Origin of the sequence: Diaminobutyricimonas sp. LJ205 (genome assembly GCF_009755725.1) — a bacterium.
In the GTDB taxonomy this organism is placed as follows: domain Bacteria; phylum Actinomycetota; class Actinomycetes; order Actinomycetales; family Microbacteriaceae; genus Ruicaihuangia.
On sequence record NZ_CP046619.1, the window covers coordinates 1407232 to 1419111 of the forward strand.

The 11880-nt window shown below is 66.8% G+C and carries 9 protein-coding genes and 1 tRNA gene; 6 read left to right on the forward strand and 4 right to left on the reverse strand.

The genetic code is table 11. The features are described from left to right. Window positions 1-28: 28 nt before the first annotated feature. From lgt to pyk, 4 genes are all read left to right on the forward strand, one after another. Complete coding sequence (gene lgt / locus GO591_RS06710) at window positions 29-1048, forward strand: prolipoprotein diacylglyceryl transferase (RefSeq protein ID WP_370455341.1); 1020 nt, start codon at window positions 29-31, stop codon at window positions 1046-1048. Window positions 1049-1135: 87 nt separating this feature from the next. Continuing rightward, entirely contained in the window at window positions 1136-5710 is a 4575-nt protein-coding gene (gltB, locus tag GO591_RS06715) for a glutamate synthase large subunit (RefSeq protein WP_157156110.1), read from the forward strand. Continuing rightward, window positions 5703-7160, forward strand: coding sequence for a glutamate synthase subunit beta (locus GO591_RS06720; RefSeq protein ID WP_157156111.1), 1458 nt, complete (start codon window positions 5703-5705; stop codon window positions 7158-7160). The genes gltB and GO591_RS06720 overlap by 8 nt, the downstream gene beginning before the upstream one ends. A 41-nt stretch (window positions 7161-7201) precedes the next feature. Then, complete coding sequence (pyk, locus tag GO591_RS06725) at window positions 7202-8668, forward strand: pyruvate kinase (protein WP_157156112.1); 1467 nt, start codon at window positions 7202-7204, stop codon at window positions 8666-8668. 2 nt (window positions 8669-8670) lie between these two features. Here the strand turns inward: pyk and GO591_RS06730 are convergent, their stop codons facing one another. Next, a complete protein-coding gene (locus GO591_RS06730; RefSeq protein WP_157156113.1) occupies window positions 8671-9105 on the reverse strand; it encodes a TIGR03667 family PPOX class F420-dependent oxidoreductase in 435 nt (144 codons plus the stop codon). Window positions 9106-9231: 126 nt separating this feature from the next. On the opposite strand from GO591_RS06730, the gene GO591_RS06735 reads away from it, so the two are divergent. Further along, window positions 9232-9534: a rhodanese-like domain-containing protein gene (locus GO591_RS06735; protein ID WP_157156114.1), complete on the forward strand. Its 303-nt coding sequence runs from the start codon at window positions 9232-9234 to the stop codon at window positions 9532-9534. 4 nt (window positions 9535-9538) lie between these two features. Here GO591_RS06735 and GO591_RS06740 read toward each other — a convergent pair whose 3' ends face one another. Further along, window positions 9539-10021, reverse strand: a complete 483-nt coding sequence (locus GO591_RS06740; protein WP_157156115.1) for a 2'-5' RNA ligase family protein — start codon at window positions 10019-10021, stop codon at window positions 9539-9541. A 134-nt stretch (window positions 10022-10155) separates the two neighbouring features. Continuing rightward, a tRNA-Leu gene (locus GO591_RS06745) sits at window positions 10156-10236 on the reverse strand. 39 nt (window positions 10237-10275) lie between these two features. Here GO591_RS06745 and GO591_RS06750 point away from each other — a divergent pair. After that, complete coding sequence (locus GO591_RS06750; RefSeq protein WP_157156116.1) at window positions 10276-10884, forward strand: ANTAR domain-containing response regulator; 609 nt, start codon at window positions 10276-10278, stop codon at window positions 10882-10884. A 505-nt stretch (window positions 10885-11389) separates the two neighbouring features. Here the strand turns inward: GO591_RS06750 and GO591_RS06755 are convergent. Next, window positions 11390-11836, reverse strand: coding sequence for a hotdog fold thioesterase (locus GO591_RS06755; RefSeq protein WP_198295579.1), 447 nt, complete (start codon window positions 11834-11836; stop codon window positions 11390-11392). Window positions 11837-11880 lie beyond the last annotated feature (44 nt).

The window sequence follows — 11880 nt, forward strand, 5'->3', positions numbered from 1 at the left end:
CGTCTCTTCCCCGAAAGGTGTCACAGCCGTGATCGCTCCTGTCAGCATCCCGAGCCCCGATGAGTCGTGGCGTGTCTTCAACCTGGGCCAGTGGCTGCGGGACATCGGCCTGACCTGGTTCGGCTACGACGTGAACATCCACGCCTACGCGCTGTGCATCCTGCTCGGCATCGTGGTCGCGACTGTGATGACCCACCAGCGGCTCACCCGTCGCGGGGCCGAGCCGGGCGTCGTGCTCGACATCATCATCTGGGCGATCCCGTTCGGGATCGTCGGCGCGCGCATCTTCCACGTGATAACCCACCCGGATGACTACTTCGCCGGCCAGAACCTGCTCTCGGTGTTCTACATCTGGGAGGGTGGCATCGCCATCTTCGGCGCACTGGCCGGTGGCGCCGTGGGCGCCTGGATCGGCTGCCGGTTCAGCGGCATCCGGTTCTGGACCTTCGCCGACGCGGTGGCTCCCGGCCTCCTGCTGGCACAGGCGTTCGGCCGGTTCGGCAACTGGTTCAACCACGAACTGTACGGCCTGCCCACCGACCTGCCCTGGGGCCTGGAGATCGAATCCAGCAACCCGGCGTTCCCGGCCGGGCTGCCCGAGGGCACCCTGTTCCACCCCACCTTCCTGTACGAGATCATCTGGAATGTGGCCGGCGTGGCGGTCATCCTCTTCCTCGAGCGGCGCTACCGCCTGCAGTGGGGCAAGGTGCTCGGCGTCTACCTGATCTGGTACGGCCTCGGCCGCATCGTCTTCGAGTCGATCCGCATCGACCCGAGCGAGGTGTTCGCAGGGCTGCGCACCAACGTCTGGGCTGCGATCTTCGCCGTCATCGTCGGTGCGGTGATCATCATCGTGCAGCGCCGCCGGCACCCCGGTATTGAGCCGAGCCCGTACGTGGCTGGACGCGAATGGGTCCCCGGGACCGGTGTTGTAAACTCTGACGCGATCTACTCCGATCGCGACGATGACGGCGATGACGCTGTCAGTCCGTCTGACGACGGCAACGCCGAAACGCCCGCCACAAGTGGGGCCACTCGCCAGGACTAATCGGTTCTCACCACGGAACCTCTCCCTTCCCCCACCTACGGGCCAGCGACGTCCCTGAAGAGCTTCGACTCGTGAGGACGGATCCACATGGCACTCACGCCACCCTTTGAACGATTCAGTGCTGCGCCGCCAGCAGCAGGCCTGTACAACCCGAAGTTCGAGAAGGACGCCTGTGGCCTCGCCATGGTCGCCACGCTCCGGGGCAGTGCAGGCCACGACATCATCGAGACCGCGCTCGGCGCACTCCGCAACCTGGAGCACCGCGGCGCGGTCGGCTCAGACGCCGGCACCGGCGACGGTGCAGGCATCCTCAGCCAGATGCCGGATGCGTTCCTCCGCGCGGTGACCGCCTTCGAGCTGCCCGCACTGGGCCGTTATGCCGCCGGCCTGGCATTCCTGCCCACCGACGACGCCGAGCGGGACCGGGCGAAGCAGGAGATCGCCCGGATCGCCGCCGAGGAGAACCTGGCCGTGCTCGGCTGGCGCGAAGTGCCGGTGAACGCCGACGTGCTCGGCAACCTGGCCCGTGAGGCCATGCCCGCCTTCGAGCAGCTGTTCGTGACGAGCGCGCTCGGCGAGACCGCGGCCTCGATCCCGGCGGGCATCGAACTCGACCGGATCGTGTACCGGCTCCGCAAGCGCGCCGAGCACGAACAGAACGTCTACTTTGCCTCGCTCAGCGCGCGCACCATCACCTACAAGGGCATGGTCACCACGCTGCAGCTCGAGCCGTTCTACCCAGACCTCAGCGACGACCGGTTCGCGTCCCGGCTCGCGCTGGTGCACTCGCGGTACTCCACCAACACGTTTCCATCCTGGCCGCTGGCGCAGCCGCTGCGGATGATGGCCCACAACGGTGAGATCAACACCGTGCAGGGCAACCGGAACTGGATGCGCGCCCGCCAGTCGCAGCTCGAGTCCGAGGTGCTCGGCGACCTGCGTCCGCTCCTGCCGATCATCACCGACGGCGGCTCCGACTCCGCTTCGTTCGACGAAGTGCTCGAACTGCTCACCCTGTCCGGCCGCTCGCTGCCGCACGCGATGATGATGATGGTTCCCGCGGCGTGGGAGAACCAGCAGGACGCGGACCCTGCCCGCCGCGCCTTCTACGAGTTCCACTCGATGCTGATGGAGCCGTGGGATGGACCAGCAGCGCTGACCTTCACCGACGGATCGCTGGTCGGCGCCACCCTGGACCGGAACGGTCTCCGCCCCGGTCGGTTCCTGGTCACCGACGACGGACTGGTGGTGCTTGCCAGCGAAATCGGTGTGATCGACGTTGACCCGAGCAAGGTCGTCCGAAAGGGACGCCTGCGCCCCGGCCGGATGTTCCTGGTCGACACCGAGGCCGGCCGACTGATCGAGGACGACGAGATCAAGGCGGAACTGGCCGCGGCCGAACCGTGGGGCGACTGGCTGGACGCCGGCCGGATCAACCTCAAGGACCTTCCCGAGCGTGAGCACATCGTGCACACGCCCGCGTCGGTCACCCGCCGTCAGCGCACCTTCGGGTACACCGAAGAGGAAGTACGGATCCTGCTCGCGCCGATGGCGCGCACGGGAGCCGAGCCACTCGGCGCGATGGGCTCCGACACCCCGATCGCGGTGCTGTCCGAGCGTCCCCGGCTGCTCTTCGACTACTTCGTGCAACAGTTCGCGCAGGTCACCAACCCGCCGCTGGACTCCATCCGCGAAGCGGTCGTCACCTCGATGAGCCTCGGCCTCGGACCGGAACGCAACCTGCTGTCCGCAGGGCCCAAGCACACCCGCCAGGTCATCCTTGACTTCCCGGTCATCGACAACGACGAACTGGCCAAGATCCAGCACATCGACCCACGACCGGGCAACCGGGTGACCCGCACCATCAAGGGCCTGTACCGGTTCGACGCGGGCCTTGACGCCATGGAGAAGCGCATTGACGCGATGTGCGCCGAGGTGGATGAAGCCATCGAGGACGGCGCCGAGTTCATCGTGCTGTCCGATCGTGACTCCACCAAGGACCTTGCGCCGATCCCGTCGCTGCTGATGCTCGCGGCCGTGCACCATCACCTGATCCGCGCCGAGAAGCGCCTGCGGGTCGGGCTCATCGTCGAAGCCGGCGACGTGCGCGAGGTGCATCATGTCGCGCTGCTGATCGGCTACGGGGCATCCGCCATCAACCCGTACCTGGCGATGGAGACCTGCGAAGACCTCGTCCGCCGTGGCGTGATCACCGGGCTCACCCCGGAGAAAGCCGTCCGCAACGTGATCAAGGCGCTCGGCAAGGGCGTGCTGAAGATCATGTCGAAGATGGGCATCTCGGTGGTCAGCTCGTACGCGGGCGCCCAGGCGTTCGAGGCGATTGGGCTCAGCCGCGAGTTCATCGACAGGTACTTCACCGGAACCACCACACAGCTCGGCGGCGTGGGCATCGACGTCATCTCCCAGGAGAACCTCGACCGGCACACTTCGGCCTATCCGGAGGTCCCGTCCGCGCTCGCGCACGAACGTCTCGAGACCGGAGGCGAGTACCAGTGGCGCCGTGACGGAGCCCCGCACCTGTTCAACCCGGAAACCGTGTTCCGGTTGCAGCATTCCACCCGCACCCGCCGGTACGACATCTTCCGCGAGTACACCAGGCTCGTCGACGACCAGGCCGAGAGCCTGATGACGCTGCGCGGCCTATTCAAGTTCGCGTCGGACCGCAAGCCGGTTCCGATCGACGAGGTTGAGTCGGTGTCCTCGATCGTGAAACGGTTCTCCACCGGCGCGATGAGTTACGGCTCGATCTCCGAAGAGGCACACACCACCCTCGCGATCGCGATGAACCGACTCGGTGCGAAGTCGAACACCGGGGAGGGCGGTGAGGATGTCGCGCGCCTGACCGACCCGGAACGCCGCAGTGCGATCAAGCAGGTCGCCTCGGGCCGGTTCGGTGTGACGAGCATGTACCTCACCCACGCCGACGACATCCAGATCAAGCTCGCCCAGGGGGCCAAGCCCGGCGAAGGCGGCCAGCTGCCGCCGACCAAGGTGTACCCGTGGATTGCTCGCACCCGGCACGCGACCGCGGGCGTCGGCCTGATCTCGCCGCCGCCGCACCACGACATCTACTCCATCGAAGACCTCAAGCAGCTGATCTTCGACCTGAAGCGCGCCAACCCGTCCGCCCGGATCCACACCAAACTGGTCAGCCAATCGGGGATCGGGGCGGTCGCGGCCGGCGTGGCGAAGGCGTTGTCCGACGTCATCCTGGTCTCCGGCCACGACGGCGGAACCGGCGCCAGCCCGGTGAACTCGCTCAAGCACGCGGGCACCCCATGGGAGCTCGGACTGGCCGAGACCCAGCAGACGCTGATGCTGAACGGCATGCGCGACCGGGTCGTGGTGCAGGTCGACGGCCAGCTGAAGACCGGACGCGACGTCATCATCGGCGCCCTGCTCGGCGCCGAGGAGTTCGGCTTCGCCACCGCGCCGCTGATCGTCTCCGGCTGCATCATGATGCGCGTCTGCCACCTGGACACCTGCCCGGTCGGCGTCGCCACGCAGAACCCGGTGCTGCGGGACCGGTTCACCGGCAAGCCCGAGTTCGTGATCAACTTCTTCGAGTTCATCGCCCAGGAGGTGCGCGAGTACCTCGCCGAACTGGGCTTCCGCTCGATCGAGGAAGCCGTCGGTCACACCGAGGTGCTGGATGTCGACGGTGCCATCGAGCACTGGAAGGCCTCCGGCATGGACCTCGCGCCGATGCTCGTCGGGCCGGCATTCGCCGACGACGAGCCCCGCGCGAACCAGCGACCCCAGCACCACGAGTTGGACGAGCACTTCGACAACCAGCTCATCGCGCAGGCTCACAGCGTGATCGAGCACGGCGGCACTGTCTCGATTGAGTTGCCGATCCGCAACACCGAGCGCGCGGTCGGCACCATGCTCGGCCACGAGGTCACCAAGCGGCACGGCGAACACGGCCTGCCGGCCGGCTCGATCGACGTGACACTGCACGGCTCGGCCGGTCAGTCCTTCGGCGCCTTCCTGCCGAGCGGGATCACCCTGCGGTTGGAGGGCGACTCGAACGACTATGTCGGCAAGGGCCTGTCCGGTGGTCAGGTCGTCGTGCGTCCCGACCGGGCGAGCGTGTTCGCCGCGGAACGCAACGTGATCGCCGGCAACGTGATCGGCTACGGCGCCACTCAGGGCAGCATGTTCATCCGCGGTGTCGTCGGCGAACGGTTCCTGGTGCGCAACTCCGGTGCCACCGCCGTCGTCGAGGGGGTCGGCGATCACGCTCTGGAGTACATGACCGGTGGCCTGGCCGTCATCCTCGGCACCACCGGCCGGAACCTGGGCGCCGGCATGTCCGGCGGCACCGCCTATGTGCACGACCTGAAGCGCGAACTGGTGAACACGGAGGCGTTGGACACCGGGGAGCTGGAGCTGCTTCCGCTCGGGGCCGGGGATGTCGAGATCCTCACCGATCTGCTTATCCGCCACAGCGCCGAGACCGACTCGGCGCTGGCCGCGCACATGCTCGCCAACCTGGACGAGACCATGGCCCGGTTCGTGAAAGTCCTGCCGCGTGATTACGCGGCCGTGATGACCATCCGTCAGGATGCGGTCGATGTCGGGGACGACCCTGACTCGAGTGCCGTCTGGACCCGAATTCTGGAGGTGACCGGTGGCTGATCCGAAGGGCTTCCTCAAGACGACCGAACGCGAACTCCCTGCCCGCCGACCCGTCTCCGTACGGTTGATGGACTGGAAGGAAGTGTACGAACAGGGCGACCCCAGCCAGCTGCGCCGCCAGGCCGGCCGGTGCATGGACTGCGGTGTCCCGTTCTGCCACCAGGGCTGCCCGCTCGGCAACCTGATTCCGGAGTGGAACGACCTGATGTACCGCGGCGAAGGCCGCGAGGCGATCGAGCGGCTGCACGCCACGAACAACTTCCCGGAGTTCACCGGACGGTTGTGCCCGGCGCCGTGTGAGGCGAGCTGCGTGCTCGGTATCAACCAGCCGCCGGTGACCATCAAGCAGGTCGAGGTGTCGATCATCGACCAGGCCTTCCAGAACGGTTGGGTCACCCCGCATCCGCCGGAGCGACTGACCGGCAAGACCGTCGCCGTGGTCGGCTCCGGCCCCGCCGGCCTGGCCGCCGCGCAACAGCTCACCCGCGCCGGTCACACCGTCGCGGTGTTCGAGCGGGACGACCGGATCGGTGGGCTGCTGCGGTACGGCATCCCGGACTTCAAGATGGAGAAGAAGCAGATCGAGGCGCGCCTGACGCAGATGCAGGCCGAGGGCACCCGCTTCCGCGCGGGGGTCGAGATCGGCGTCGACATCAGCTGGGCCGACCTCAAGCAGCGCTACGACGCCGTGGTGGTCGCCACCGGTTCCACCGTGCCGCGGGATCTGCCGATCCCCGGGCGTGACCTGCTCGGCGTGCACTTCGCCATGGACTACCTGGTCGCGCAGAACAAGGTCATCGCGGGCGATGACGTGGTCGACCAGATCAGCGCGGAGGGCAAGCACGTGGTGGTCCTCGGCGGCGGCGACACCGGAGCGGACTGCATCGGCACCGCCCACCGGCAGCACGCGCTGAGCGTCACCAACCTGGCGATCGGCAAGCAGCCGCCCGCAGAGCGCGATGCCAGCCAGCCGTGGCCGACCTTCCCGAACCTGTTCGAGGTGCAGAGCGCCCACGAAGAGGGCGGCGAACGGGTCTACCTGGCCTCCACGGTGGAGTTCTTGAGCAACGAAGCCGGCGAGGTGCGGGCCATCCGCGTCGCCGAGACCGAATACCTCGACGGCCGCCGGGTGCCGAAGTCGGGCACCGAACGCGAGATCCCCGCCGACCTGGTGCTGCTCGCCCTCGGGTTCACCGGCCCGGAGCGCGAACACCTCGACGAGGACCTCGGCCTCCCGTTCGACCAGCGCGGCAATCTTCAGCGAGACGGCCAGTACCAGACCAACGAGCCCGGCGTCTTTGTCGCCGGTGACGCGGGCCGCGGCCAATCGCTCATCGTCTGGGCTATCGCTGAGGGACGGGCGGCGGCGGCCGCAGTTGATCGGTACCTTGAAGGGGAGACGCAATTGCCTTCCCCGGTGAGACCAACCGATCAGGCAATCGCCGTCTGAGCAACACCATCTACCACCATCACCACCACTGTTAGGAACTCATGAGACGAGCGAAAATCGTCGCGACGCTGGGGCCTGCAACCTCCAGTTATGAAGACATCCGGGCCATTCTTGAAGCCGGTGTCGACGTCGCGCGAATGAACCTCAGCCACGGCACATACGCCGTGCACGAAGAGGTCTACGCCAACGTGCGTAAGGCCGCCGAAGACCTGGAGCGGCCGACCGCCGTCCTGGTCGACCTGCAGGGCCCGAAGATCCGGCTGGGCAAGTTCGAGGACGGCCCGCACGAGCTCGCCGTCGGCGACATCTTCAAGATCACGATCGAGGATGTCCCGGGAACCAAGGAAATCGTCTCGACGACGTTCAAGGGTCTGCCTCAGGATGTGAAGCCCGGCGACTTCCTGCTGATCGATGACGGCAAGGTCAAGGTGCGAGTCATCGAGACCGACGGCGTAGTCGTCACCACGAGCGTCGTGGTGGCCGGTGCCGTGTCGAACAACAAGGGCATCAACCTGCCCGGCGTCGCGGTCAACGTGCCCGCGCTGTCGGGCAAGGACGAGGACGACCTGCGCTGGGGCCTGAAGCTCGGCGCCGACTACATCGCCCTCTCGTTCGTGCGGAGCGCCGAGGATGTCACCCGGGTGCACGAGATCATGCGCGAGGAGAATCGCAAGATCCCCGTCATCGCGAAGATCGAGAAGCCGCAGGCGGTCGACAACCTCGAAGAGATCATCGACGCGTTCGACGGCATCATGGTCGCCCGCGGCGACCTGGGCGTCGAACTGCCCCTCGAAGCGGTGCCGATCGTTCAGAAGCGGGCAGTCGAACTGTGCCGCCGGATGGCGAAGCCGGTGATCGTGGCCACCCAGATGCTCGAGTCGATGATCGCCAACCCGATCCCGACCCGCGCGGAAACCTCCGACGTCGCGAACGCCGTGCTGGACGGCGCGGATGCCGTGATGCTGAGTGGTGAGACGAGTGTCGGCGCGTACCCGGTGATCACGGTGCAGACCATGGCCCGCATCGTCGCCTCGACCGAGGAGCACGGCCTCGAGCGCATCCTGCCGCTTGGCACCAAGCCGCGCACCCAGGGTGGCGCGATCACGCTCGCCGCCGCCGAGGTTGCCGACTTCGTCGGCGCCAAGTACCTGTGCGTATTCACCGAGTCGGGCGACTCGGCCCGGCGGATGTCGAGGCTGCGGTCCTCGATCCCGATGAAGGCGTTCACGCCCGACGCCGGAATCCGGCGGCGGATGTCGCTGACCTGGGGCATCGAGGCCTTCCTCGTTGACCGGGTCAAGCACACCGACTACATGTTCAAGCAGGTCGACGAGATCCTGCTCGGCAAGGGCCTCGCCGAGGAAGGTGACAGTGTGGTGGTGATCTCCGGATCGCCTCCAGGCATCAGCGGCTCGACGAACGACGTGCGGGTGCACCGCGTCGGCGATGCCGTGAACGCGGCCGCGCCGGTCTGGGCCGAAACCGAAGCAGCCAAGCACGAGGTTTAGGGCTAGAAACCGCGCAGCTTTTCAACGCGCACGCGAATGACCTCCGAGTAGTCCGAATGGAACTGCTCGGAGGTCATTCCCAATTCACGGATGTCGCCGGCGTACTTCGCGTCGTAACGGCCGAGTTCCTCGGCGGTGAAGCCTGACTCGTCATGCGTCGCCGCCCCCGTCAGCACGACGACGTCGCCACCGGACCGTGTCGCGTTCAGATTGAGCGCCACCCGCGGCCGGGAGGCAACGTTCCGCAGCTTCGCCGTCGACGGCTGGCTGGCGATCAGCACCTCGGTTCCGCTCGCGGCCTCGACAGCGAGGAACCACACCGGCGTCGGTTGCGGGGTGCCGTGCCTGTCAACGGTGGTCAACCAGAGAACTGGCTCTTCGGCGAGCCGGGACTGCACCCGGGTTCCGAATTCGGTGCTGGGGTCGATCGCGAGCATGGCGGCCTTTCGTCGTTGAACCGGTCACGGCCGGCTATTGCGCAGCTGAGCTTGTTGTCGGCAACCGGGTATCGGCATCCGCTATTCCGCGCTCCTCACAGACAGCGGCGATTAGGCTCTTTGTCGATGAATGAAATCACCGTGACAGACCTGGCGGCACTCGGCTCCGCCGCGACGATCGTTGACGTGCGTGAGCAGTCCGAGTTCGACGAGGTGCACGTGGATGCCGTCACCTTCATCCCGATGAGCCAAATCGAGAGCCGCATCGAGGAACTCCCGCACGACGAGACCCTGTATGTGCTGTGCCGGTCGGGTGCGCGCAGCGCCCGGGTCGCCGCTTACCTCGAACACAACGGCTACGACGCGGTCAACGTCGCCGGTGGAATCATGGAGTGGGAAGCATCCGGGCTCCCCGTAGTCCGCAGCTGAAATCTCAAATGCGAGGCAGGTCGTGCACCGCGAGCACGGACCGGCCACGCGGATCCGACCGCGGCGACATGTCGACCACGGCGAGCTGCTCCAGCAGCATCCGATCGCCGGCGAGCACTCGTCCGTGAGCCTTGACGGTCACATGCGGGCGGAACCCGGTGCCGCGGAACGCTGGCTCATCCGGCGACGCCGCATACGGACGCACCGCGTCAACAAGGGTGCGGTGCAGCGTGTCGAGTGCGCCGTTGGGCACCAGGACGGTCACCGGCACGTCATGCCTGCGGCCGAACAGCTCGTCGTGGCCGGCAACCGCGCGGATGGCCTGCTGACCGTCCGTTGTCCTGCTGATCACCGTGGCCACCTCGTCGGGGGAGGCGTGCGTCGTGAACGGCGCCAGCACCGTCACGTGCAGCGGCCAGTGGTGCACAGCGAACCGCTGGCCGATGCGTAACGGCTCCAGCGGGAGCACGACGACCAGTCGAGCCATGCGTCCGAGTCTAAAAGCAGCGCGCCCCGATGATCCCGCAGGGGAAGCCGGGCGCTAGCGTTTCGGCCCCGCGCTACTGGAACTTCACTGGCGCGAGGCCGGACCGCTAGCGCCAGGGGGAAACTGAGGAAAAGTACCGGTGGTGGGACTCGAACCCACACGTCTTTCGACAAAGCATTTTGAGTGCTCCGCGTCTGCCATTCCGCCACACCGGCTAGTAACAACGAGGGAAACAATACCGTAGGCTCTTATCCGTGAACGACCAGGAAACACCTTCTACCACCGCACCCCGCCGCGTCGTCGTGGCCGAAGACGAATCGCTGATCCGCCTCGACATTGTCGAGACGCTTCGTGACAACGGATTCGAGGTGGTTGGTGAAGCCGGAGACGGCGAGACCGCGGTCGCCCTGGCGACCGAGCTCCGCCCCGACCTGGTCATCATGGACGTCAAGATGCCGCAGCTCGACGGCATCTCCGCGGCCGAGCGACTGTCGAAGAACCACATCGCCCCGGTCGTGCTGCTCACGGCGTTCAGCCAGAAGGAACTCGTCGAGCGCGCCAGCGAGGCCGGCGCTCTCGCCTACGTGGTGAAGCCGTTCACCCCGAACGACCTGCTGCCGGCGATCGAGATCGCGCTCAGCCGCTACCAGCAGATCATCACCCTCGAGGCCGAAGTCGCCGACATGGTCGAGCGCTTCGAGACCCGCAAGCTCGTCGACCGGGCCAAGGGCCTGCTGAACGAGAAGATGGGCCTCACCGAGCCCGAGTCGTTCCGCTGGATCCAGAAGGCGTCGATGGACCGTCGCCTCACCATGCACGATGTCGCCCAGGCGATCATCGAGCAGCTCAGCGCCAAGAAGTAGGTCGCGAGCCGTACGAAGCGGCTTGTTTCCGCACGAGACGGAACTCAGTTCCTCCGAATGCTTGCGTCTGCATTCATCGGAATGACGGATGTTTCACCCGATCAGCGCGGGATGAGTCAGTTTCCCGCACCGGAGCGGCAGTTCCTCCGGCATTCCGGCGCGTCAGCGGTCTTCATTCGGTGAAGTTCGATCACGCCGTGTAACTCACAGCCGCGCGCGCGGCGGGACGTTGCATGCGGCATCGGCTGGCCGGGTCGGCGCGCCCCAAAGTTACGACAGCGGCTGAACGTTCACCCGCTCGAGCAACTTTCAGCGGCGCGACTGCGCGACGCTCACCCGTGATGCAACTTTGGACCGCGCGCGCGTCGGTGGTTCGCATCCGCCCCGCCGCTACCGAAGCGGGTTTCGATGCGCGGCGCTGATTCCTCGTACCGGAGGGGTCGCTTCGCAACCGCTCTCATGCACGACCGCTTCGCGCTCGTGCTACTCATCCAGCGGGTTCGGGCTAACCGCCGACCGGCTCTGCGCGCTGGTCGCGGAGCACGTTGGTCATCCGCACCGTGGACAGTCGGTTGCCGTCCTCATCTCGCACCACGATCTCGTGCGTGGCGAGGGTGCGACCCAGGTTGAGCGCGGTGCACGTGCCGACCACCCAGCCGCTCGTCACTGCCCGGCTATGCGACGCGTTGATCTCGATCCCCATCGCCACCCGACCCGGACCGGCATGGATGGCCGACGAGATCGACCCCAGCGCCTCACCGAGTACGAGATGCGCACCACCGTGCAGCAGGCCGACGACCTGGGTGTTGCCCTCAACGGGCATGCGCGCCACGGAATGCGACGCCGACAGCTCCAGAAATTCGATGCCCATCTTGCGGGTGAGTGCCCCGCCGCCGGAGGCGACCAGACGGTCGACGAGCTCCGGATCGAGGTGGTCGGGGTAGATCGTCATCGGTCTCCTTGCGCCTGGCAGGCCGTGTCGCAGGCCGCCGTTAG

What these genes read in the sequence shown, in the direction of transcription:
- gltB (WP_157156110.1), top strand. Translation starts at nt 1,136, where the DNA reads ATGGCACTCACGCCACCCTTTGAACGATTCAGTGCTGCGCCGCCAGCA.
- pyk (WP_157156112.1), top strand. Translation starts at nt 7,202, where the DNA reads ATGAGACGAGCGAAAATCGTCGCGACGCTGGGGCCTGCAACCTCCAGT.
- GO591_RS06730 (WP_157156113.1), bottom strand. Translation starts at nt 9,105, where the DNA reads ATGCTCGCGATCGACCCCAGCACCGAATTCGGAACCCGGGTGCAGTCC.
- GO591_RS06735 (WP_157156114.1), top strand. Translation starts at nt 9,232, where the DNA reads ATGAATGAAATCACCGTGACAGACCTGGCGGCACTCGGCTCCGCCGCG.
- GO591_RS06740 (WP_157156115.1), bottom strand. Translation starts at nt 10,021, where the DNA reads ATGGCTCGACTGGTCGTCGTGCTCCCGCTGGAGCCGTTACGCATCGGC.
- GO591_RS06755 (WP_198295579.1), bottom strand. Translation starts at nt 11,836, where the DNA reads ATGACGATCTACCCCGACCACCTCGATCCGGAGCTCGTCGACCGTCTG.